General features: G+C 71.4%; 21 protein-coding genes. 9 read left to right on the top strand and 12 right to left on the bottom strand.

Features of this window, described 5'->3' with window-relative positions:
- Positions 1–181 precede the first annotated feature (181 nt).
- Together serC and sepH are read left to right on the top strand one after the other, a co-directional pair.
- On the top strand, positions 182–1309 hold the full coding sequence (gene serC / locus AB0B68_RS04010; protein ID WP_357203182.1) for a phosphoserine transaminase: 1128 nt from the start codon (positions 182–184) through the stop codon (positions 1307–1309).
- A gap of 185 nt (positions 1310–1494) precedes the next feature.
- Complete coding sequence (sepH, locus tag AB0B68_RS04005; RefSeq protein WP_357203179.1) at positions 1495–2574, top strand: septation protein SepH; 1080 nt, start codon at positions 1495–1497, stop codon at positions 2572–2574.
- A gap of 99 nt (positions 2575–2673) precedes the next feature.
- Here sepH and AB0B68_RS04000 read toward each other — a convergent pair whose 3' ends face one another.
- Together AB0B68_RS04000 and AB0B68_RS03995 are read right to left on the bottom strand one after the other, a co-directional pair.
- Positions 2674–3501 carry an alpha/beta hydrolase gene (locus AB0B68_RS04000; RefSeq protein WP_357206206.1) on the bottom strand — a complete coding sequence of 276 codons (828 nt, stop codon included), beginning with the start codon at positions 3499–3501 and terminating at the stop codon, positions 2674–2676.
- A 32-nt stretch (positions 3502–3533) separates the two neighbouring features.
- The gene (locus AB0B68_RS03995) at positions 3534–4199 is read right to left on the bottom strand and encodes a DUF4097 family beta strand repeat-containing protein (RefSeq protein ID WP_357206208.1); all 666 of its coding nucleotides are present in this window, start codon (positions 4197–4199) and stop codon (positions 3534–3536) included.
- 237 nt (positions 4200–4436) lie between these two features.
- On the opposite strand from AB0B68_RS03995, the gene AB0B68_RS03990 reads away from it, so the two are divergent.
- The gene (locus tag AB0B68_RS03990) at positions 4437–5186 is read left to right on the top strand and encodes a helix-turn-helix domain-containing protein (protein ID WP_357257741.1); all 750 of its coding nucleotides are present in this window, start codon (positions 4437–4439) and stop codon (positions 5184–5186) included.
- A 16-nt stretch (positions 5187–5202) separates the two neighbouring features.
- On the opposite strand, the gene AB0B68_RS03985 is transcribed toward AB0B68_RS03990, so the two are convergent.
- The 4 genes from AB0B68_RS03985 to AB0B68_RS03970 all read right to left on the bottom strand — a co-directional run bounded on the left by AB0B68_RS03985 (position 5203) and on the right by AB0B68_RS03970 (position 9206).
- On the bottom strand, positions 5203–5694 hold the full coding sequence (locus AB0B68_RS03985) for a hypothetical protein (RefSeq protein WP_357206229.1): 492 nt from the start codon (positions 5692–5694) through the stop codon (positions 5203–5205).
- A 114-nt stretch (positions 5695–5808) separates the two neighbouring features.
- A complete protein-coding gene (locus AB0B68_RS03980; RefSeq protein ID WP_357206212.1) occupies positions 5809–7092 on the bottom strand; it encodes an MFS transporter in 1284 nt (427 codons plus the stop codon).
- Between the two features lie 71 nt (positions 7093–7163).
- The gene (locus tag AB0B68_RS03975; RefSeq protein WP_357206214.1) at positions 7164–7613 is read right to left on the bottom strand and encodes a MarR family transcriptional regulator; all 450 of its coding nucleotides are present in this window, start codon (positions 7611–7613) and stop codon (positions 7164–7166) included.
- A gap of 114 nt (positions 7614–7727) precedes the next feature.
- The gene (locus AB0B68_RS03970) at positions 7728–9206 is read right to left on the bottom strand and encodes an NCS2 family permease (protein WP_357257739.1); all 1479 of its coding nucleotides are present in this window, start codon (positions 9204–9206) and stop codon (positions 7728–7730) included.
- Positions 9207–9294: 88 nt separating this feature from the next.
- Between AB0B68_RS03970 and AB0B68_RS03965 the strand changes: the two genes are divergently transcribed.
- Entirely contained in the window at positions 9295–9540 is a 246-nt protein-coding gene (locus tag AB0B68_RS03965; RefSeq protein ID WP_091395273.1) for a DUF2530 domain-containing protein, read from the top strand.
- 36 nt (positions 9541–9576) lie between these two features.
- Here AB0B68_RS03965 and AB0B68_RS03960 read toward each other — a convergent pair whose 3' ends face one another.
- Entirely contained in the window at positions 9577–10416 is an 840-nt protein-coding gene (locus AB0B68_RS03960) for a DUF3027 domain-containing protein (RefSeq protein WP_357206218.1), read from the bottom strand.
- Between the two features lie 88 nt (positions 10417–10504).
- Between AB0B68_RS03960 and AB0B68_RS03955 the strand changes: the two genes are divergently transcribed.
- The gene (locus AB0B68_RS03955) at positions 10505–12118 is read left to right on the top strand and encodes an MFS transporter (RefSeq protein ID WP_357206219.1); all 1614 of its coding nucleotides are present in this window, start codon (positions 10505–10507) and stop codon (positions 12116–12118) included.
- Positions 12115–12765, top strand: a complete 651-nt coding sequence (locus AB0B68_RS03950; protein WP_357257737.1) for a futalosine hydrolase — start codon at positions 12115–12117, stop codon at positions 12763–12765. Before AB0B68_RS03955 ends, AB0B68_RS03950 begins: the two co-directional genes overlap by 4 nt.
- Before the next feature lie 13 nt (positions 12766–12778).
- On the opposite strand, the gene AB0B68_RS03945 is transcribed toward AB0B68_RS03950, so the two are convergent.
- Positions 12779–13639, bottom strand: a complete 861-nt coding sequence (locus AB0B68_RS03945; protein ID WP_357206223.1) for a helix-turn-helix transcriptional regulator — start codon at positions 13637–13639, stop codon at positions 12779–12781.
- A 430-nt stretch (positions 13640–14069) separates the two neighbouring features.
- On the opposite strand from AB0B68_RS03945, the gene AB0B68_RS03940 reads away from it, so the two are divergent.
- A complete protein-coding gene (locus AB0B68_RS03940) occupies positions 14070–14918 on the top strand; it encodes a 1,4-dihydroxy-6-naphthoate synthase (RefSeq protein WP_357206225.1) in 849 nt (282 codons plus the stop codon).
- Here AB0B68_RS03940 and AB0B68_RS03935 read toward each other — a convergent pair.
- Both AB0B68_RS03935 and AB0B68_RS03930 read right to left on the bottom strand, forming a co-directional pair.
- Positions 14879–15265: a cold shock domain-containing protein gene (locus tag AB0B68_RS03935; protein ID WP_357257735.1), complete on the bottom strand. Its 387-nt coding sequence runs from the start codon at positions 15263–15265 to the stop codon at positions 14879–14881. The two genes, AB0B68_RS03940 and AB0B68_RS03935, sit on opposite strands and share 40 nt — an antisense overlap.
- Before the next feature lie 27 nt (positions 15266–15292).
- Complete coding sequence (locus tag AB0B68_RS03930) at positions 15293–15916, bottom strand: HAD hydrolase-like protein (RefSeq protein ID WP_357206227.1); 624 nt, start codon at positions 15914–15916, stop codon at positions 15293–15295.
- 83 nt (positions 15917–15999) lie between these two features.
- On the opposite strand from AB0B68_RS03930, the gene AB0B68_RS03925 reads away from it, so the two are divergent.
- Positions 16000–18483 (top strand): helicase-associated domain-containing protein, encoded by a 2484-nt coding sequence (locus AB0B68_RS03925; protein WP_357257733.1) that lies wholly within the window; start codon positions 16000–16002, stop codon positions 18481–18483.
- Positions 18484–18513: 30 nt separating this feature from the next.
- Here the strand turns inward: AB0B68_RS03925 and AB0B68_RS03920 are convergent, their stop codons facing one another.
- Both AB0B68_RS03920 and AB0B68_RS03915 read right to left on the bottom strand, forming a co-directional pair.
- The gene (locus AB0B68_RS03920; protein ID WP_357203765.1) at positions 18514–18750 is read right to left on the bottom strand and encodes a hypothetical protein; all 237 of its coding nucleotides are present in this window, start codon (positions 18748–18750) and stop codon (positions 18514–18516) included.
- A gap of 97 nt (positions 18751–18847) precedes the next feature.
- Positions 18848–19738 (bottom strand): L,D-transpeptidase family protein, encoded by an 891-nt coding sequence (locus AB0B68_RS03915; RefSeq protein ID WP_357257731.1) that lies wholly within the window; start codon positions 19736–19738, stop codon positions 18848–18850.
- Positions 19739–19910: 172 nt separating this feature from the next.
- On the opposite strand from AB0B68_RS03915, the gene AB0B68_RS03910 reads away from it, so the two are divergent.
- On the top strand, positions 19911–21590 hold the full coding sequence (locus AB0B68_RS03910) for a DNA repair helicase XPB (RefSeq protein ID WP_112699948.1): 1680 nt from the start codon (positions 19911–19913) through the stop codon (positions 21588–21590).
- Positions 21591–21905 lie beyond the last annotated feature (315 nt).

The following is a 21905-nucleotide window of genomic DNA, read 5'->3' as shown; positions in this document are numbered from 1 at the left end:
CCCCTTGTCCACGCCGAGCGTCGAAGAGTGGTCGTTGTCGTCGGTTACCGGAGCCAACTGTGGCGAAGGACTCAGACCGAGCGCCGGGACCCCGCCCATCGCCATTCGGTCCGAGTGCGAGGATGAGGGCCGGCAGTGTCGCCGGGCCCGCCCTCGCCCTTGCGGAAGGATCTTCAAGACCGTGGCTGACGCACCGATCATCCGGATTCCCGATGAGATCAAGCCCGCCGATGGACGCTTCGGCTGCGGCCCGTCCAAGGTCCGCCCGGAGGCGGTGTCCGCCCTCGCCGAGGTCGCGACCACCTACCTCGGCACCTCGCACCGGCAGAAGACGGTGCGTGACCAGGTTGCCCGTCTGCGCTCCGGCATCGCCGAGTTCTTCTCGCTGCCCCAGGGCTACGAGGTGGTCATCGGCAACGGCGGCACCACCGCGTTCTGGGAGGTCGCCACCTTCGGCCTGATTCGCGACCGGGCCCAGTTCGCCAGCTTCGGCGAGTTCGGCGCCAAGTTCGCCAAGTCGGTCAAGGACGCCCCGTTCCTGGGTGAGCCGACCGTCCGCAAGTCCGACGCGGGCAGCGCGCCGACCCTGGTCGCCGAGTCCGGCGTGGACGCGTACGCGACGCCGCAGAACGAGACCTCGACCGGTGTGGCCGTCCCGATCAGCCGGGTGGCCGGTGCCGACGAGGGCGCGCTGCTGCTTGTCGACGCGACCTCCGGCGCGGGTGGCCTGGAGGTCAACGTCGGTGAGACCGACGTCTACTACTTCGCCCCGCAGAAGTGCTTCGGCTCCGACGGCGGTCTGTGGCTGGCTCTGATGTCCCCGGCCGCACTGGACCGGGCCGCCGAGATCAAGGCGTCCGGGCGCTACATCCCCGCCTTCCTCGACCTGGTCACCGCTATCGACAACTCGCGGCTGGAGCAGACCTACAACACCCCGGCGCTGGCCACGATCTTCCTGGCCGCCGAGCAGACCGACTGGATGAACGCGCAGGGCGGCCTGTCCTGGGCGGCGAAGCGCACCGCCGAGAGCGCCGCAGCGGTCTACGGCTGGGCCGAGCAGTCCAGCGTGGCCACCCCGTTCGTCACCGACCCGGCGCTGCGCTCCAACGTGGTCGCCACCATCGACTTCGCCGACGGGGTGGATGCCACGGCGATCGCCAAGGCGCTGCGCGCCAACGGCATCGTGGACACGGAGCCCTACCGCAAGCTCGGTCGCAACCAGCTGCGGGTGGCGCTGTTCCCGGCCGTCGAGCCGGCCGATGTCGAGGCGCTCACCGCGTCCATCGACTACGTGGTCGAGCGACTCTGACGTTCGTCACGGTCGGTGTCCGTTGGAGCCTCCACGGACACCGACCGTGATCATCGCCGCAGCTCAGTCACGACATGCGGGGTGTCGGTTCCCCCACCCCGAGACAGATGCGCGTACGGTGGTCCGAGACGCCTGGGTGGCCGACTCGTGGTGTGCGGCCAGCGAAGCGGGACGGAGGCAACGTTATGCGCCCAGTACGCTTCGTCGCCCTCTCCGAGGACGGCCAGGCACTGGTGCTCGCCGACGAGGTTGGGCGCCTCCTGGCCCTGCCCATCGACGAACGCATCGCCGGTGTGATGCACCCCGAGCCGGGTGCCCCGCCGCTCGCGGTGGCACCGAGCACCGTCGACCCGATTCCCTCACTGTCCCCCCGGGACATCCAGGCCCGCATCCGCTCCGGTGAGTCCGCGGAGGACGTCGCCCGGATCGCCGGGGTGCCGGTCGACCGCGTGCTGCGCTACGCCGGCCCGGTGTTGCAGGAGCGGGCGATGCTCGCCCAGCACGCCCGGCGCACCCGACTCAAGGGCGCGGAGAAGCCCACCCCGCTCGCCGAGGTGGTCAACGGCCGGCTGAGCCAGCACGGCATCGACACCGAGAAGATCTCCTGGGACGCGTACCGGCGCGACGACGGCACCTGGCGGATCATCGCCACCTGGCCGTCGGGCAAGGCCACCGCGCAGGCCATCTGGGACATGGACAAGGCCCGACAGGTGGTCACGCCGCACGACGACATGGCGCAGTACCTGTGCGCCGAGCGGCCCACGCCGATCCTCGGCCAGGAGCCGGCACCGGAGCGCGGCGGGCACGGCCTGCCGGGTCCGTCGCGCGGCGAGCCGAGTCGTGGCGGGCACGGTCTGCCGGCGGCATCCGAGCACCCGCGCCCTGGCCGTGATCCGATCCGGGCCGGCCGTGACGCCCTGCTCGCCTCCCTGGACCGTCCGCTCGGCGGTTCGTCGGGTCGCGGGCTGGAACCGCGTACCCCGGCTGCCCTGGCCGGGTCGGACGCGCCCCGGCAGCGGCCGGTCGGTGGGGGTGCCGCCGCGCTGCTCGGCGGTGGCCAGGGCTCGGCCTTCGACGACGATTCGGACGCGCCCAAGGAGGTGCCGGCCGTGCCGTCGCTGGCGGTGCTGCGGCCCCGCCGCACCGGCGCTGCGGCGGCCACCGGCGGCGAGTCCACCGACGCCAACGGCAAGCCACGCAAGAGGCTGCCGAGCTGGGACGACGTGCTCTTCGGCAGCGGCCCGGCCGCCCGCGAATCTTCCTGACGCCTCGCGTTGACGGGTGACCTTGTGTCACCCGTCAACGCGCGCGTTCGAACCTCAGCTCCCTGAGCGACATGGTCCGCCCGGCGGTGTAGCGGCCGACTACGCACCCTCGTTGAGGGTCCTTCGTGCGGTTCGGCTGAGGGCGGCGACTCCGCGTACCGCTTCGGCGACGGCGCGGAAGTCCTTCTTGAGGATCGCACCGTGGTTGCTGGCGACCTTCGCCCCGATGGTGATGTGCGGGTTGCGGGCGGTCACCGCGTCGAGGCTGGCGCGGATCTGCTCCTGCTCGTCCCCGCGACTGCCGAGGGACGTCCCCGAGGCGACGACGTACCGCACCGGAACGCTGATGGCGTCCAGCACCGGGCCCAGTTCGCGCTCGCGGGAGAGTTCGCCCAGTTCGATGTTGCTGTCCGCCATCTGGTCGGCGTTCATCCGTGGGGTCAGGCCGGTCGGGCGGAGCAGCGGCATGAACAGGTTCATCCGTCGGAACATCTTGCGGATCCGTTGCGCCATGGCATCGTCGAGCCAGTCGTGCGGGAACGCGCCGTCGACCAGGACCGCGCCCAGGGCACGCTCCGGGTTCCGGTTGGCCCAGTGCGCCCCGACCACCGCTCCGTAGGACCAACCCACCAGCACCGCCTGGGCCACCCCCCGGGCGGCGAGTACGGCGTCGACGTCCCGGACGGCAGCTTCGAACGAGTAGTCGGCTGAGCGCTCCGACTTCCTGCCGCGAGCCCGCTCGTCGTAGGTGATGTGCCGGAACTCGGTGCCCAGTTCGGCGATGACCCGCCGCCAGTAGCCCTGGGTGGCGAACTGGCCGTTGAGGTAGACCACCGGGATGCCGGGGCCACCGGTGTCGGTGACGGCCAGGGCCGTGTCGTCGACCGACACCATGCCGGCCCACGGGGAGCTGGTAGCTGGGTTCATGTCGTACTCCTGTCGCCTGGTCGTGGTGGGGTTCAGAGGCTCCGGGCGGTGATGTCGCCCTGGGAGGTGGTGGCGCGGATGTCGAGCGTCGTGGTGCCGTCGTTCTTGAGGGCGTTGCTGATCCGGCCGTGGCCGGTGCCGGCGTCGAGTGCGGCGGAGACGCCGGCGGCGGCACCGACCGAGATGTCGCCGGACTGGGTGCTGAGCACGACCGCGCCGCGCACGGCCTCGGCGATCCGGATGTCACCCCGGGCGGTGCTGATCTCCGCGGGGCCGTTGAGCCGGCCGACCTCGACGTCGCCGTCGATCGCGGCGAGCCGCAGGCTCGCGACCTCGTCAATCTTGATCTGGCGGTACGCCCCGTCGAAGGCGATGTCGCCGAGACGCCCGACGCCGCGAAGTTCGGCGCTGGCGGTCCTGGCCTTGATCGTGGAGCCGGCGGGGAGCTGAACGGTCACCTCCAGCGACCCGGACGGGCCGACGAGCGGGTTGCCGGGGGCCGAGGCCGTGATCCGCAGGACGCCGTCGGTGTAGGCGACAGTGGTCTGCTCGGCGGCCCTGGTGTCGCGCTTCTTCGAGGGGTCGGTGGGCAGAACCTCGACGACGGTGTCGGCGCGGTCCGCGGCGATCAACTGGATCCGTCCGGCGGGGATGTCGAGGACGGCCGAGATGGGGGCGGGGGTGTCGAACGTCTGCATCGTGTTCTCCTGCGTTGGCAGTTCTTTCTGACAACGGAAACGCTACGTTGCTTTCCATGGGCAGGCAACAAGTTTGTTGCGTTGGCATTGCATAGATGCAGCTCAGACCGCACAAAATGTTGCAACGGTTCTGGAGATAACGCAACGATGAAGGTTTCAGCCGTTGCAACAGGCGGAGAGTGAACGCTATGGTGGGGCAGTCAGAGGACGCGACGAGGAATCGCCGGGGAGATCGTGATGCCGGGAGGCAGACTCAGTCAGCAGGAGCGCCAGCAGATCGCGATGGGGCTGATCGACAGCCTCCCCTACGCGGAGATCGCCCGGCGCCTCGACCGTCCCACGTCGACAGTCACCCGCGAGGTGATGCGCAACGGCGGCCCCACCGCCTACCGCGCCGAGCTGGCCCACCGCGCCACCGAACGTCGCGCCCAGCGGCGCAGGACAGTCACCTCACCGGGAGCCAGCGCGCTCCCTCAGGAGCATGGACGTGACGCCGGGGCCGTGGCGGAGTACGGGGAGACGTTCACCACGGTCCTCATGGCTTCGGGCCTGCCCAAGATGGCGGCCCGGGTCCTGACCCACCTGTTCATCACCGACTCGGCCAGCCTCACCGCGTCACAGCTCGCCCAACGCCTCCAGGTCAGCGCGGCGTCGATCTCCAAGGCGATCACCTTCCTGGAGAGTCAGAGCCTCGTCCGCCGGGAACGCGACGAACGCCGCCGCGACCGCTACGTGGTCGACGACGAGCTGTTCTACCAGGCGACGATCGCCAGCGCCCGGGCCAACGACCAGCTCGTCGCAACCGCGCGCCAGGGCGTCGCCATCCTCGGCCCACAGACCCCCGCCGCCGCCCGCCTGGAGAACATCGCCCGTTTCCTCGACTTCATCAGTGAGAGCATCGTGCGCGCCGCCGAGCAGGGCCGCGCGGTGCTTCACACCGGGTCCCAACCCGTTGCCCAGGCCACCGGGCAACCGGATCGGCGGTGACCGACGGGCCGGCGGGTCAGCGGTGCCGCTGCCGCTGCCCGGGGCGGGCCGCCGGAAGGGCCAGACCGGCGGCGTGCAGCACGCCCTCCACCCGGACCCGCTCGATCTCCTGGTCGACGCCCTCCAGCTCGGCGAGGTGCTCGGCGATGCCGAGGGCGCGGCAGGCGAGACGAAGCCGGTCGTCGTACGCCTGGAGCAGCGCGCTGTGCCAGACCATCGAGCGACCGCTACCGCCGACCCGCTGACCGCCGAGACGGCGCAGGTCTGCGGCGAGCTGCTCCAGCGGCCGGCGGTCGACGCTGTCGAACTCGCTGAGGTCGATGTCCCGAGTCAGCGCGTCGGCCTCGATGGCACGGTCGAGTCTGGCGATCGTGCGCTTCTCCCGTCGGCGGTCACGCCACTCGGACCAGCCGCAGACCACCCGGTCGAGAATCTCGTCGTAGCAGAAGAGCAGGGCGAACGCCGCCGGCAGCGTGGCCACGGCGAGGAACGCCAGGGCCAGCGTCAGCGCGTGTCCGACTCCCACGCATCGACGCTAAGCCCCACCGTGCCACCCCGCCAGCGATTTGGCCGCATCCGAGCAATCCGCGCAACCGGATGCGGCCGGAGCCGGCGGTAAACCTCAGCAGTCGGTGGAGGTGACGTAGAAGCGGGGCATCGGCAGCACCCGGAAACGCAGCCGGGCACCGGAGTGGCGGAGCTGCCAGGTGAGGGCGATCACCGCGGCGGCCAGCGAGATGAGCCCGCCCATCCAGATGCTGGCACCGGCACCGTAGTGCTCCGCGACCCAGCCGATCAGCGGCGCGCCGACCGGGTTGGTACCCAGGAACACCAGCACCCACAGGGCCATCACCCGACCCCGGAAGGCCGCGTCCACGCCCAACTGGACCCGCTGGTTGGCGGCCTGGGCGAAGAAGACCATGAAGAAGCCGGTCGGCACCAGCAGGGCCACGACCAGCCAGTACGTCGAGGCGAGACCGACCAGGGTGCCGAAGCTGGCGCAGGCGATCGCCGCGCCGAGCACCAGCCAGACCGACGGCCGGCTGCGCCGACCGGTGCCGCTGAGCGCGCCGCCGAGCGCGCCCACGGCCAGCGCCGTGCTGAACAGGCCGAAGGAGGCGGCACCGGTGTGGAAGACCGTCTTCGCCAGCGCGGCGAGGGTGAGCTGGAAGTTGAACAGCGACATGCCGATCACCGACATGACAGCCATCGGCAGCAGCAGGTCGGGGCGACGGAACACGTACCGCAGCCCGTCGATGACCCGTGCGGACGCCCGCTCGTCGCGCGGCAGCAGGGCCTCGCGATGCAGGTCGGCCGTCCGCATCCGGACCACGTTGACCAGGGGCGCGACCGAGCTGAGGGCGGTGAACAGGAAGACCGGGCCCACGTCGAACGCGGCGATCGCCAGGCCGGCGACGGCCGGGCCGACGATCCGCGCCGAGTTGAACACGGCGGCGTTCAGCGACAACGCGTTGGGCAGCAGCGGCGTGCCGACGAGTTCGGAGACGAACGCCTGCCGGACCGGGGTCTCCACGGCGTTGGCCGTGCCGAGCAGCGCGGCGAAGGCGAAGACGTGCCAGAGCTGCACCAGGTCGGTGAGGACCAGCACCGCCATGCCGAGCGCCAGCACACTCCAGAAGGCGTTGGCGACGAAGAGCAGCACCCGCTTGTCGTACCGGTCGGCGAGCCGGCCGGAGAACAGGGTGAGCAGCAGCACCGGGGTGAACTGACACGCGGTCACCACGCCGAGCGCGGTCGCCGAGTTGTCGGAGAGGTCGAGGACGAGCCAGTCCTGGGCGATGAACATCATCCAGACACCGATCAGTTTGATCAGTTGCCCGGATGCGAAGAGCCGGTAGTTGCGGACCTGTAGGGACTGGAACATCGTGCTCAGCTTGGCCTGCACTCTTGGTGCGCCTCCTCGGACGTACGCGTCATCGACAGGTGACGGCACGGACCCGGTGGCGCGGGCGCGGCTCAGGCGCGAGCGAGCTGCTGAAGAATCTGGGCGGCCCTCTGCAGGGTCTCCCGTTCGTCCTCGTCGAGCGCGGCCAGCCGGTGGGCCAGCCATTCGTCGCGGGCCCGCTCGAACTGGTCGAGCACGGCCTGCGCTCCTTCGGTCGCCGCGAGGATGACCTGCCGCCCGTCGGTCGGATGGGGTGTCCGCTGCACAAGGCCGCGGTCCTCCAACTTCCCGACGATCTTGGTCATCGTCGGCGGCTGCACCCGCTCCACGTCGGCCAGCTCACGGGGTGTCATCGCGCCCGCCAGCCGCAGGCTGGTGAGCGCGGAGATCTGGGTGACCGTGAGGTCGCCGACCGGTCGGGCCTGTCGGACCCGCCGGTTGAGTCGGGTGATCGCATCACGCAGCTGGGGAGCCAGCTGCGCCGGTGGCACGCGTTCCGCCGTCACCGTCCGCTCCGTCACAGTAGTTAGCTTAACTAATGAGCATGGCTAACGACATCCGTTATGACCAGGCTCACGAGGGGATTCAGATGGTACGGGCGGGGAATCCCGATCGATTCCCCGCCCGGACGAGCCTCAGAGCACCAGGGACTCGATCGGCCCACGCAGGAAGTACAGCACGAAGAGCACGGCCACCCCGTACAGCAACGGGTGAATCTCCCGGGCCTTGCCCCGCGCCAGCTTGACCACCACGAAGGTGATCAGACCAGCGCCGATCCCGTTGGAGATCGAGTAGGTGAACGGCATCAACACGATGGTGAGGAAGGCCGGAATGGCGATCTCGTAGTCGGACCAGTCGATCGTCCGGACCGCAGTCATCATCAGGAACCCGACCACCACCAGTGCCGTCGACGCCGCCTCGAACGGCACGATCACGACCAGCGGCGCCAGGAACATCGCGAGCAGGAAAAGCACGCCGGTGACCAGGTTGGCCACACCGGTCCGGGCACCCTCCGCGACACCGGCGGCGCTCTCGATGTACGACGTGTTGCTGGAGGTGCTGGCCGCACCGCCGGCCGCCGCCGCGATCGAGTCGACCAGCAGGATCTCCTTGGCCTTCGGCGGAGTGCCCTGCTCGTCGAGCAGCCCACCCTCCTGGCCGACCGCGACCATCGTGCCCATGGTGTCGAAGAAATCCGTGATCAACAGCGTGAAGATGAACATCAGCACGACCAGCCAACCGGCGCGGCCCCACGAGTCCAACACGTTGAACTTGCCGAGCAGCGACAGGTCCGGCAGGTCGACCACCGACTTCGGCAACTCCGGCACGTTCAGCGACCAGCCCTTCGGGTTGGGCTGACCGTTGACGAACGACGGGCCGATGTTGCCGATCGCCTCCACGATCACCGCGAGCACCGTCGAGGCGAGGATGCCGATCAGGATCGCGCCCTTGACCCGACGGACCACCAGCACCAGCGTGATCAGCAGGCCCACCACGAAGACCAGCATCGGCCAGCTCACCAGCTTGCCGCCGATGCCCAGGCCGACCGGAACTGTGGTGTTGGCATCGTCCGGGATGCGCCGGACGAAACCGGCGTCCACCAGGCCGATGATGGTCAGGAACAGACCGATGCCGACCCCGATCGCACTCTTCATCTGCGTCGGCACCGAGCGGAACACAGCGGTCCGCAGACCGGTCAGCACCAGCACCGCGATGATCAGACCCTCGATCACCACCAGGCCCATCGCGTCTGCCCAGGTCATCTCGGGGGCGATCTCGTACGCCACGAGCGCGTTGACACCCAGACCGGCGGCGAGCGCCAGCGGGAACCGGCCGACCACACCCATGAGGATGGTCATCAGGCCGGCGACCAGCGCGGTCGCGGCAGCCAGCGCGGGAATCGGGAGGCTCTTGCCGTCACCGTCGACGGCGCCACCCAGGATCAGCGGGTTGAGCACCACGATGTACGCCATCGTGAAGAAGGTCGCCAGGCCACCGCGTACCTCACGGCTCAACGTCGAGCCACGGGCGGAAATCTCGAAGAACCGGTCGAAACCGTTACGCGGAGGGGCGGATTTGGAAGGTGTGCCGTTCTCGGGCGGCGCTACGGCCATCAGGTCCTCGCAGGTGATCTTCCAGTTGTCGCGCGCATCGTCCCAGATCGTCGGTGGGCAGGGGAAGTAGATCCCGTACGCTTGCCGAATGCCGAACGAGCAGCCACCGCGGCCCGCACCACTGGATCCGCCGATGGTGCCGTTCGCCCTCGCCGGGTTGATCGCGTGGGCCGTGGCCGGGCTGGTCCTGCTGATCTTCTTCCGGGGCTGGCTGACCGACCACGGTCACCAGAACTGGCTCTGGACCTGCCTCGCCGGTTTCCTGTGGGGTTTCCCGGGCCTCGCCGTGATGATGCGGCACGACGCCAACCGACGACGTCGCCGCGCAAGGTGAGCTGGCCGCCGCGCCGGAGCACTCCGGCGCGGACGATCAGGAGTGCCCGTACGGCTCCGCCGGCTCAGCGGCCTCCACCGAGCCCGGAGCCCGGCTGACCGACATGGCCTCCACCGCGCTGTCGTCGTAAACAGTGGGCAGCTCGTCGACAGCGGTCTCGGCCGCCTCGATCAACGTCTCGGAGTGGGCGCCGCAACCGTGGTCGGCGCTCACCACCCGGCCGTCGTCGGGAGCGTAGAAGTTGCCGCACGCACCGAATGCCTGCCGCATCGCACCGGCCAGCGGCAGGTAGAAGCCGCAGGTGCCGCAGCGGGCGGCGGTCGGAGCGGCGGACGAGATGGCCGCGGCGGGGCCGTGGTCGCCTTCGTACCAGCGCTGCGCCGTGTCGATGCGACCCTCCCGGGAGAGCACGCGGGCGCGGCCGAGGCCCAACTCCCATGCCGTCTCCTCGACCGCCGGGTCGTCGGAGAGCAGGTAACCGGGGACCAGTCGATCGTCGTCGGGCGAGGTCGGGAGCAGGTCACCCGGACCCAGGTCGCCCGGCTTGAGCCGCTCCTGCCAGGGCAGCCAGCCGGGCGCGAGCAGCGCGTCCGGGCCGGGCAGCAACACCGTCTCGCAGATGGTCACCGTCTTGCTACGCGGCACCCGGGTGACGGTGACCGCCCAGCGCCAGCCGTTGTAGCCGGCGAGGCGACATTCGAAGTAGTGGGTGACGAGCCGGTCGCCCTCGGCGACGACCTGCAGGTGGTCGCCGACATCGTCGGAGCCCACCTCGGTGATGCCGGCGCGGGCCACCTCGACGGCGGCGGCGCAGACCTGGTCGAGACGGGCGGCACGGGTGGAGACGGGCCTGGTCACCCGACCATTGTTCCCCATGCGCCTCGCAGGGGTGACAGGGACTCCCGGGGAACCTTTCCCAGCGGTGGTGCGGCGTACCCGGATCAGATGGGCGAGGATGGTGCACATGCCGTCGTACTCCCGCTCCGGGCGTTCCGTCCTCGGGCGGACCGTCGGCACCGGCATTCGCGCCATCCGTCTGCTGTTGCGTGGTTCGGTGGGTAGCGGCCGCTGGGTGACCCGCCGGGCCGGCCGGGCCCGCGCCCGGGGTGCCGGCGGCGAGGTCGGCATGGTTCGCCTGTTCGACCTGCACGCGCTCTCCTGCGCCGGTGACACCCTGATCGCCATCGGTCTGGCCGGCACGATCTTCTTCAACGTGCCGCTCGGCGAGGCTCGCAGCAAGGTCGCGCTCTACCTGTTGGTGACCATGGTGCCGTTCGCGATGCTCGCCCCGGTGGTGGGCCCGCTGCTGGATCACTTCCGGCACGGCCGGCGGTACGCCCTGGCGGCGACGATGCTCGGGCGCGCCTTCCTGGCCTGGTTGATCTCCGACTACATCCACGGCTTCGGGCTCTATCCGGCCGCGTTCGGGGTGCTCGCGCTCTCCCGGGCGTACGGCGTGGCCCGATCCGCGGCGGTGCCCCGGTTGCTGCCGGAGGGGCTCGGTCTGTCCCAGGTGGGTGCCCGGGCCAGCGTCTACGGCACCGTCGCGGGTGCGCTGGTGGCGCCGATCGGGTTGGCCGCGTTCTGGTTCGGGCCGCAGTGGCCGCTGCGGGTCGCGTCGGTGATCTTCCTGGTCGGCATGGTGATCTCCCTGCGGCTGCCGCCAAAGGCCGACTCGGAGCCACCGGAGCGGGTCCCCCGGCCACTGCGCGCGCTGGGCCGCCGCCGTGGCGACCGGCCGCTGGGCCGGGGCCGACCGTCCGGCCGGCTGGTGATCGCCACCCTGATCGGCGCGGCGACGCTACGCGCGCTCTACGGCTTCCTGCTGCTCTTCCTCGCCTTCGCGATCAAGAAGGGCGACCTGACGACAGTGGTGTTCGGCCGGGATCTGGGCGCCGAGTGGGCGTTGGGCGTGGTCGGCGGCGCGCTCGCGGTCGGCACCTTCCTGGCCACCGCCATCGGCACCCGGCTGCGCATCCACCGGCCGACCGCCATCCAGTCCAGCAGCATGATCATCGTGGCCGGGGTGGCGGTGCTCGCCGTCATCCAGTTCTCGCTGCTGATGGTCGCCCTGCTCTGCCTTGTCGCCGCGCTGGCCAGCGGGATAGCGAAGCTGGCGGTGGACGCCTCGATCCAGGAGCGCATCCCGGAACGGTTGCGGGCCAGTTCCTTCGCCCACTCCGAGACGGTGCTGATGCTCGCCTTCGTCGCCGGCGGTGGGCTCGGGCTGGTGCCGTTCGACGGCCGGATGGGCATCGCCGTGGCCGCCGGGGTCGGCGTACTGGCGGCGATCCGGGGTGTGCTGGCCGCCGCCCGGCTGCGCGGTGAGAAGCTGGCCGGCCGACCGCTCGGTGACGACGAGCTGACTGAGGACGAGCCGACGGACGAGCCGGCGGACGAGCCCGGGGACCCCACACCGACCTCACCGGCCCCGGCCCGGACCAGCTCACCGCAGTACGACGACCCGAGCCTCGCCCCGCCGGGCTACCACATCTACCGCCCGTCGTCGGCCGTTGGCGGCCCGGGTGGCGGGGCCGACGACGAAACCCGCCGCGAGTCCCCCGGCTCACTTTCGTGACCGGGCTGCTGGTGGTGACGGCGGTTCCAGCCGAGGCGGACGCGGTCCGCTCCGGGCTGACCGACCCCAGCGTGACCGTCACCCCGATCGGTGTGGGCCCGGCCCTCGCCGGTGCCGCCACCGCCCGGCTGTTGGCGCTGGCAGAGGCCGCCGGTCGTCCGTACCGTGCGGTGGTCAGCGCCGGCGTTGCCGGCGGCTTCACCGGGCGGGCCGAGGTCGGCGACACGGTGCTCGGCACCGCCAGCATCGCCGCCGACCTGGGTGCCGAGTCGCTCGACGGCTTCATCCCGGTCGACGAGCTGGGCATGCCGCCCGCGCTGCTCGGTGCCGGCAGCAGGGTCCCGGCGGACCCGGGCCTGCTGGCGGCACTGCGAGCCGCCCTCCCGACGGCCACGGCCGGCCCGGTGCTCACGGTCAGCACCGTCACCGGCACCACGGCCAGCACCGACGAGCTGCGCCGGAGGCATCCGGAAGCGGTCGCCGAAGCCATGGAGGGGTACGGCGTGGCGGTCGCCGCGGCGCAGGCCGGGGTGCCCTTCGCCGAACTGCGCACGATCTCCAACCCGATCGGCCCCCGCGACCGGGACGCCTGGCGGCTGCGCGAAGCCCTGGCCGCCCTGACCGCAGCAGCCCCGGCACTTCGCTGACCCCGGCCGACGCTCAGAAAAAGCGGCGCTTGCCCAGGCGCAGTGCGGCAGCGCGGCGTGCCTCGATCTCGAAGCCGCACGCCAGCAGCAGGTCGGTGCCGAACCCCTCGGCGACAGCGACCGCGTCGTCGATGCCCGCCTCGCGCATCCCGGTCACGAGCGCGGTGACCAGCCGTCGCCCGAGCCCCAACCGCCGGTGCCGGGCGTCGACAAGCACGCCGTCGAGCACCATCTCCCGCTCCGGCATGTCCGGATGCCACTCGCCGAACTCCAGGAACGGGCTGCGCTCATGGGCCCGCAGCTCACCAACCAGCGTGCCGTCGGGAAGCTCGGCGACGTAGCGCCAGCAGGTGGCCGGCAGGTCGCTGGCCAGCACCCGGCGCACCTGCGCAGTCCTTCGGACATCGGCAGCCCACCGCCGGTTGTCGCGATAGCGCCGGTTCAGCTCGTAGGCGGCCGGCGGCAGCGGGAGCGGATACCGCTCGGGCGGCAACCGGTACCACTCCGCCCACCAGGCGCCGGGCCAGTCCCGAGGCTCGTGGACCGGCCAGACGTCCAGGTGAGCCGGGTATCGGCGGCCCGCCTCGTCGCGCATGTCGTCGTGCGGAACCGGCGCGGGTTCGGTGACGCCGGAGACAGCCGGTGGGACGCCGACGGCCAGCGTCCCACCGGCCGCCCGGACGAGGCGTTCCACTGTCCGGAATCGGGGATCGAGCGCCCGCCCCGACTCGATCCGGGCGAGCGTCGGCTGCGGCACCCCGGATCTCTCGGCCAACTGCCGCTGACTCAGATCGGCCCGCCGACGCAGAGCGCGGAGCGCCGGACCGAGATCGACCCCGCTGGTCTCGGCCGTGTGATCACTCGCCTCGGTCACAGACCGATGCTCCCCGCTGGTCAGCGCACTATCAACACCCCGGCCAGACCTGTGGATAAAGCTGTGGACAACCGCTCGGCTCGGTGGACGACCTACTCCGCAAGCCCCCTTTGGAGCTGAATCGTCTACGACATCATCACGGCCTGCGCGTACCAGCAGGCGTTCGGAAGGCATGGCCTCGCATCACGACTCCGCACCGCTGCGCCCTGAGCCCAGCGCGATTCGTTCGCGACATCAGCTCCAAAGGGAGTCCGAGACACGTGCCCGGCCTCCGCGCACACAACGGGCCGGCGGCCACGCAGCCGCCGGCAACCGGCCACGGTCCGGTCCGGTCCGGTCCCACCAGCCGGTCGTCGCGGATCTCCGACGCGGATCACACGGGGCGGGGTGGGCGCGAAAGCTGGGCTGAGGGCGGGACTACCGTGAGGGTGTGGCGCTCTCCCTGGCGATCTCGCCCTGCCCCAACGACACGTTCGTCTTCCACGCGCTGGTGCACGGGCGGGTGCCCGACGCACCGCCGGTCGAGGTGACGTACGCCGACGTGGACGTCACCAACACGGCGGCCGAGCAGGGCGCGTTCGACCTGGTGAAGGTGAGCTTCGCGGCGCTGCCCTGGCTGCTCGACGACTACCACCTGCTGCCCTGCGGCGGCGCTCTCGGTCGCGGTTGTGGTCCGCTGGTGCTCACCCGGGGCGACCGCGACGGCGGCCCGGACCGCACCGACCTGACCGGTGCCACTGTGGCGGTGCCGGGTGACCGGACCACCGCATACCTGCTGTTCCGGCTCTGGTCGGCCGGGCGGCCACCGGCCCGGATCGAGGTGGTGCCGTTCCACGAGATCATGCCGGGCGTGGCGGCTGGGCGTTACGACGCCGGGCTGGTCATCCACGAGGCCCGGTTCACCTACCACCGGCACGGCCTGAGCGCCCTCGTCGACCTCGGCGAATGGTGGGAGGCCGACACCGGCCTACCCATCCCCCTCGGCGCGATCCTGGCCCGACGCGGGGCGGTCGACCCGCAGGCCGCGGCCGCCTGGGTCCGCGAGTCGGTCCGGCAGGCCTGGGCGGACCCGAAGGCCAGCCGGGAGTACGTGCTGGCGCACGCCCAGGAGATGGAACTCGACGTGGTCGACCGGCACATCGGCCTCTACGTCAACGAGTTCACAGCGGACCTGGGCGAGGCCGGTTTCGCCGCGGTGGCGGCACTGCTCGACCGGGCCGCCACCGCCGGCCTGGTGCCTCAGACCTCCAGCTCGCGGGCCACCGCGTGGACCAGCTGAGCGATCTTCTGCGCGGACTTCCTGTCCGGGTATCGACCCCGGCGCAGGTCCGGCTGGACCTTCGCCTCCAGCACCTTGATCATGTCTTCGACCAGGCCGTGCAGTTCCTCAGCCGGCCGACGGCGCAGCTCCGACATCGACGGCGGCGCGTCCAGCAGCTTGACCCCCATGGCCTGCGAGCCCCGGCGGCTGTCCACCACGCTGAAGTCGACCCGCTGGCCACCCTTGAGGTCGGTGACACCCGCCGGCAGCGCCCCCTTGGGCAGGAACACGTCGCCGCCCTCGTCACTCGTGACGAAGCCGTATCCCTTGGCCGTGTCGTACCACTTCACTCGACCCGTAGGCACCTGAAAACCCCTGCTTCACTTGAGCCGCTACTGCTCCAAGGCTAGCTGGATCATCCCGTCGAGCGCCGCTGGGAATTCGGTGAGCTCCTCCAGCACCACTTCCGCCCCGGCCGCGCGCAGCTCATCGGAGGAGCACGGGCCGGTCGCCACACCGATGCCGGGCACCCCGGCCGCTGCCGCCGCCACCATGTCCGCGACATGGTCACCGACGTAGTGGGTAGCGCCGTGCTCCCGCAGAGCGGTCGCCTTCTGCTCGGCGAACAGGTCGCCGGCCAACTCGTCGACAGTGAGACCGAGGTGGTCCAGGTGCAACCGGGCCAGCCGGCCGATCTTGGACGTGACGACCAGCACCCGGCCACCGCGTGCACGGATCGCCTCGATCGCCTCCCGCGCGCCGGGCAGCAGGAGCGTCGGGGTGATCGCGTACGCCGGGTACAGCTCGCGATACACCCGCACGGCCGACTCGACCTGATCCGGCGGGAACCAGTGCGCGATCTCGGTACGCAGCGGCGGCCCGAGCCGGGACACCGCCAGCTCGGCGTCGACCGGCACACCGGTCCTCGCGGTCAACGCCCGGTACGCCGCGGCGATGCCGGGGCGGGAGTCCACCAGGGTCATGTCGAGGTCGAATCCGACGGTCAGTGCGGGCATGTCGAGAAACGTACCGGCTACTCCCAGCCGACCGGACGTCCGAGGGGCGCGGAAGCCCGGTGCCGGGCTAGCGTGGAAAGACGATGACCACCTCACTCGCCGACCACCTGCGGTCGCTGCCCGACGAGTCACTGGCCGCGCTCCTCCAACTGCGGCCCGACCTCGTCGTGCCCGTGCCGGCCGACGTCTCCGCCCTGGCCATCCGGGCCCAGTCCCGGGTCTCCGTGGCCCGCGCGCTGGACGGCCTGGACCAGTTCACCCTCCAGATCCTCGACGCCGCCCGCCTCACCCGGAACCCGGACGACGCCACCACGGCCACCGACACCGTGCTCGCGATGGCGACCGCCGGGCCGCACCCGCCGGCTCCGACGGCCGTCCGGGCCGCCGTGGGCCGACTGCGTGCGCTCTTCCTGCTGTACGGCCCGGAACACGCGCTCCAGGTGTTGCCCGCCGTCGACGAAGTCTCCCCGTACCCCGCTGGGCTCGGCCGACCGGCCGCGGAGCTGGACCCGCGCGCGGCCGCGCTCTGCGCGGACCCGGCGAAGCTGCGACGGACGGTGCTCGCCGCCCCGCCCTCGGCCCGGGCGATCCTGGACCGGTTGGCGGCCGGCCCGCCGGTGGGCAGCGTGCCGCCGGGGGCGTTGCAGGCACCGCCGCTCGGCGCGGCGGACCCGGTCCTCACCGACCCGACGAACGGTGGCGCGCCGACCGGCTCCCCGGTGCGGTGGCTCGTCGACAACCGGCTGCTGGTCCCGTCGACGACCGGCTCGTCCACGGCGAGCGGAACGGTGGAGCTGCCCCGCGAGGTCGGCCTGCTGCTGCGCCGCGACAGCGGCCCCCTCGGGCCGCTGCGCACCAGCCCGCCGCCGGTGGCCGCCGCGCCGCGCGAGCCGAAGGCGGTCGACTCGGCCGGAGCCGGGCAGACCATGGAGGTGGTCCGGCACACCGAAGGGCTGCTGGAGCAGCTCGCCGACGAGCCCGCGCCGGTGCTGCGTTCGGGTGGCATCGGTGTACGCGACCTGCGCCGGTTGGCGCGTACCGCCGGGCTGGACGAACCGACCACCGCGCTGCTGCTGGAGGTGGCGTACGCGGCGGGGCTCCTCGGTGAGCTGGAGATGCCCGGCGCGACCACCGGCCGCTACGGGGCGGATCAGCAGGTGCTGCCGACCGGCGGGTACGAGGTGTGGCGGGCCGCCTCGCTGGCCCAACGGTGGGAGCAGCTCGCCCGCGCGTGGCTGACCATGACCCGGCAGGTGGGGCTGGTGGGTCGCCGTGACGACCGGGACCGGCCGATCACCGCGCTCTCCGCCGAGGCCGAGCGGGCCAGCGTGCCGGCCACCCGACGGGCGGTGCTCGGCGTACTCGCCGATCTGGAGCCGGCGACGGCACCCACCCCGGAGGAGGTGCAGGAGCTGCTGGACTGGCGGTCTCCCCGTCGCAGCCGGGGCCGGGACGCCGCACACCGGGAGGTGCTGGCCGAGGCCGCACAGCTGGGCGTGACGGGGCTGGGGGCGCTCACCTCGTACGGTCGGCTGCTGCTGGGGGACCTGACGTCGACCGACGAGCGGGGTGACGACCCGCTGGGCGTGCACGCCGACGTCGAGAGCGGCGACCCGTCCAGTACCGCGCGGGCGCTGGACGCCCTGCTCCCCGCACCAGTCGACCACTTCCTGGTGCAGGCCGACCTGACAGTGGTGGTGCCCGGCCCACCCGAGCCGGCACTCGCCGTCGAGTTGGAGGCGATGACCGAGCTGGAGTCGGCCGGCGGGGCCAGCGTGCACCGCGTCACCACGGCGAGCGTGCGGCGGGCCCTGGATTCCGGCTACACGGCCGACGACCTGCACGACGTGTTCCGGCGTCGGTCACGTACCGCGGTGCCTCAAGGGCTCACCTACCTGATCGACGACGTGGCCCGTAAGCACGGTGGGCTGCGGGTCGGCCTGGCCGGGGCGTACCTGCGCAGCGACGACGAGACGCTGATCAGCGAGGTGTTGGCCGACCGGCGGCTGGAGTCGTTGGCGCTGCGCCGGCTCGCGCCGACGGTGCTGTGTACGCAGTACCAGGTTGGTCGGCTGCTGGGTGCGCTGCGCGACGCGGGGTACGCCCCGGTGCAGGAGGACGGCACCGGCAGCACTGTGCTGGCCCGGCCGCGAATCCGGCGGGCCCCGCCCCGGGTGTCGGTGACCACCCGGACGATCGATCCGCTGGCCGCACCGAAGCTGCCCATGCCCCGGCTGCTCGGTGTGGTGGAGCACATCCGGCGCGGCGACGCGGCGGCGCGGGCCGCCCGACGGGCGCCTGCCGTGGTGCGCGGCGGTGCACCCGGGCTGGGCGGCGGCCCGGTGCCGGCGCACACCCACAGCGAGGCACTGGCGGTGCTCCAGCAGGCGGTCCGGGACAAGGCGCTGGTCTGGGTGGGCTACGTCGACGCGCACGGGGCGACGGCGTCACGCCTGCTCAAGCCGGTCTCGATCGGTGCCGGCTACCTGCGGGCCGAGGACGAACGGACCGAGATGCTGCACACGTTCGCGCTGCACCGGATCACCGCGGCGGTGGTGGCGGACTGACCGACGGTGCCACCGCGCGGACGCCGTCGGTCAGCGGCGACTGCGGCGTACGGTGCCGACCACCGAGATGATCAACAGCAGCGCGAAGCCGGCACCGGCGGACTCGCCGATGGAGTCGACGAAGCCCTGCTGGAGCACCAGCCAGCCGAAGAGGAACCACCCGAGCAGGAGTGTCGCCGCGACGGCGTACGCGATCACCGTCGCTCGGGACACCTCGTCGGGTGGTGCGTGTTCGTGCTCCGCGATCACGTCACGGTCGACCGTCATGCCCAGCCTCCCCGCCCGGTCCGGCCCTGGACTCCAAGGGTGACACTCGTTGGTCCGGTCGGACAGGGGGTTATCCCCGCGATTCGCTCCGTGTCACTCAGGTGCCGGGGCGTCGGCCGATCAGCACCACCCGGGTGCCGACCTTGCCGAGCTCCCACATCCGGACGGCGTCGGCGTGCAGCAGGTTGACGCAGCCGTGCGAGCCGATCGACTTGTCGTGCAGGTAGGTGGTGGTTTCGTGGAAGCCCATCCCCTGGGTGAAGTGCTGCCAGTACGGCAGCCACACCTCGTACGGGTTGGACCACTCCTTGGGGTTGCGGTAGTTGACGGCGTACGTGCCGGCCGGGGTGCGGTAGCCGGACATGCCGGTGCGGGTCACCGTTGGCGCCATGATCACCTTGCCGCCGCGGAGCGCCCAGACGGTCTGCCGGGTGAGGTCCACGCAGAACGTGGTGCCGGTGCCGGCCTTGCAGCGCGTCGTGTCGGTGGTGGCGAGGCGCTGGGCCACGTCGAGGGTGGTTGGTCCGGCGCGACCCTCGACGGGGCGAATGCCGTACCTCTTCTGGAACTTCTTGATCGCCGCGCAGTCGGCGGCGGACTGCCGGCCGTCCACTGTCACCGCCCCGAACCCGCCCAACCGGGCCAGGTGAGTCTCCACCGCCCGCTGGTGCTGCCCCTGGGGGCAGCCGGCGACTGTCGGCGTACCGGTGCCGGGGGTCGTGGTGGGTGCCGGGCGGGTCGGCTTCGGCGTGGGTTTCCGCGTGGGTTTCCGGGAGGGTTTCGTTGTGGGCGCGGCCGGGGTGGGCCGGCCGTGCTGGTCGGGCCCGGACGTGTCGCCCGCCCCCGTTGCCTGTTCCGCCGCACCGGCTTGGGCGGCTCCCCCGCCACCACTCCCGCCGGACTGCGGATCGAACGCGCACGCTCCCGCGCCGACCAGCACGACCACCACGAGGGCAACCAGCCGGGAGGCGATCCGGACATGCTCCATGGGCCCTCCCCAGACAGTTGTCCCTTTACTAGACGTTCGTGAGTGCCATCACGGTTGCGTCCGGTGAGCATCTTTCTTTTGCCGTCCCGCATCGTGCAACACTGGATGGTCGGCCAGCAGCGGGTATGCGCCCCGTTCCGGCCGGTCGGCCAACCGAGGAGAGGACGCTGGCGTGAGCGGTGGACCACTGATCGTGCAGTCGGACAAGACCCTGCTGCTGGAGATCGACCACCCCGACGCGCAGGCCTGCCGGATGGCGATCGCGCCGTTCGCGGAGCTGGAACGCTCGCCGGAGCACGTGCACACCTACCGGCTGACCCCGCTGGGTCTGTGGAACGCCCGCGCGGCGGGGCACGACGCCGAGGGAGTGGTGGATTCGCTGCTGAAGTACTCCCGCTACCCGGTGCCGCACGCGCTGCTGGTGGACGTGGCCGAGACGATGGACCGGTACGGCCGGCTCCAGCTCGCCAACGACCCGGCGTACGGGCTGGTGCTGCGCGCACTGGACCGGCTGGTGCTGATCGAGGTGGCCAAGAGCAAGAAGCTCGCCGGGATGCTCGGCGACAAGATCGACGACGACACCATCAGGGTGCACCCGTCCGAGCGTGGCCGGCTCAAGCAGGCGCTGCTCAAGCTGGGCTGGCCGGCGGAGGACCTGGCCGGTTACGTCGACGGTGAGGCGCACCCGATCGAGCTGGCCGAGGCCGGCAAGGACGGCCGCAAGCCGTGGACGCTGCGCTCGTACCAGCGGGAGGCCGTGGAGGCGTTCTGGGCCGGCGGGTCGGGGGTGGTGGTGCTGCCCTGCGGTGCCGGCAAGACCCTGGTCGGCGCGGCGGCGATGGCCGAGGCGAAGGCGACCACCCTGATCCTGGTCACCAACACGGTCGCCGGTCGGCAGTGGAAGCGGGAGCTGATCGCCCGCACCTCGCTGACCGAGGAGGAGATCGGCGAGTACTCGGGCGAGCGCAAGGAGATCCGTCCGGTCACCATCGCCACGTACCAGGTGCTCACCTCGCGGCGCGGCGGCGCATTCACCCACCTGGACCTCTTCGGGGCCCGCGACTGGGGCCTGGTCGTCTACGACGAGGTGCACCTGCTGCCCGCGCCGATCTTCCGGTTCACGGCGGACCTCCAGGCCCGCCGCCGGCTGGGCCTCACCGCGACTCTGGTACGCGAGGACGGCCGCGAGGGCGACGTGTTCAGCCTGATCGGACCGAAGCGGTACGACGCGCCGTGGAAGGACATCGAATCGCAGGGCTGGATCGCCCCGGCCGAGTGCACCGAGGTCCGGGTGACCCTCACCGACGCGGAGCGGATGTCGTACGCGACGGCGGAGGCCGAGGAGCGCTACCGGATGGCGGCGACCGCCCGCACCAAGCTGCCGGTGGTCAAGGCGCTGGTCGACCGGCACCCGGACGACCAGGTGCTGGTGATCGGCGCGTACATCGACCAGTTGCACCAGCTCGGCGAGTACCTCGACGCGCCGATCATCCAGGGCTCGACCACGAACAAGGAGCGGGAGCGGCTGTTCGACGCGTTCCGCACCGGGGAGATCCGCACGTTGGTCATCTCGAAGGTCGGCAACTTCTCGATCGACCTGCCCGAGGCGGCGGTGGCGATCCAGGTGTCCGGGACGTTCGGTTCACGCCAGGAGGAGGCGCAGCGGCTCGGTCGGGTGCTGCGACCGAAGGCCGACGGCCGGCAGGCGCACTTCTACACCGTGGTGTCCCGGGACACGATCGACACCGAGTACGCGGCACACCGGCAGCGCTTCCTCGCCGAGCAGGGGTACGCGTACACGATCGTCGACGCCGACGACGTCCTCGGCCCAAAGCTGCCCACTGTCGACTGACCCGCGCGGCCTCGATCGACTCGGTTTCCAGGAAGTCGCGGTGTTCGGGGCGCTGTGATGCCCCGCTTTCCTGGAACCCGAGTCGGTCGCCCGCGTGGGGTCGCCAGCAGCACGCGGTAACTGTCGTCCGCGCCACCCTGCCCGTGCCGCTGGTCCGTCACTCCAGATCTTGGACACTTTCCGTCACGTCTGAACGGAAACTGTCCAAGATCTCGACGACCTCGCGCTCCGGCGTGTTCCAGGCAGTCAACGAGCGTCAGCGCTTGGGGGTTTTCTGTGATCGGCCGCTGCCTGGCGGCGCGCGGTGCGCTCTGC

The sequence above is a fragment of the Micromonospora sp. NPDC049049 genome (genome assembly GCF_040649115.1).
Lineage (GTDB): Bacteria > Actinomycetota > Actinomycetes > Mycobacteriales > Micromonosporaceae > Micromonospora.
Note: the sequence above shows the minus strand (reverse complement) of the source record. Positions and strands in the feature narration are given on the sequence as shown.

Bases quoted from the DNA above. Each gene is read 5' to 3' on its own strand.
- AB0B68_RS03960 (WP_357206218.1), bottom strand. From the start codon at position 10,416: ATGGGGAACAATGGTCGGGTGACCAGGCCCGTCTCCACCCGTGCCGCC.
- AB0B68_RS03920 (WP_357203765.1), bottom strand. From the start codon at position 18,750: ATGACGGTCGACCGTGACGTGATCGCGGAGCACGAACACGCACCACCC.
- AB0B68_RS03995 (WP_357206208.1), bottom strand. From the start codon at position 4,199: ATGCAGACGTTCGACACCCCCGCCCCCATCTCGGCCGTCCTCGACATC.
- AB0B68_RS04000 (WP_357206206.1), bottom strand. From the start codon at position 3,501: ATGAACCCAGCTACCAGCTCCCCGTGGGCCGGCATGGTGTCGGTCGAC.
- AB0B68_RS03970 (WP_357257739.1), bottom strand. From the start codon at position 9,206: ATGGCCGTAGCGCCGCCCGAGAACGGCACACCTTCCAAATCCGCCCCT.
- AB0B68_RS03955 (WP_357206219.1), top strand. From the start codon at position 10,505: ATGCCGTCGTACTCCCGCTCCGGGCGTTCCGTCCTCGGGCGGACCGTC.
- AB0B68_RS03990 (WP_357257741.1), top strand. From the start codon at position 4,437: ATGCCGGGAGGCAGACTCAGTCAGCAGGAGCGCCAGCAGATCGCGATG.
- AB0B68_RS03965 (WP_091395273.1), top strand. From the start codon at position 9,295: ATGCCGAACGAGCAGCCACCGCGGCCCGCACCACTGGATCCGCCGATG.
- AB0B68_RS03930 (WP_357206227.1), bottom strand. From the start codon at position 15,916: ATGCCCGCACTGACCGTCGGATTCGACCTCGACATGACCCTGGTGGAC.
- AB0B68_RS03915 (WP_357257731.1), bottom strand. From the start codon at position 19,738: ATGGAGCATGTCCGGATCGCCTCCCGGCTGGTTGCCCTCGTGGTGGTC.
- AB0B68_RS03925 (WP_357257733.1), top strand. From the start codon at position 16,000: ATGACCACCTCACTCGCCGACCACCTGCGGTCGCTGCCCGACGAGTCA.
- sepH (WP_357203179.1), top strand. From the start codon at position 1,495: ATGCGCCCAGTACGCTTCGTCGCCCTCTCCGAGGACGGCCAGGCACTG.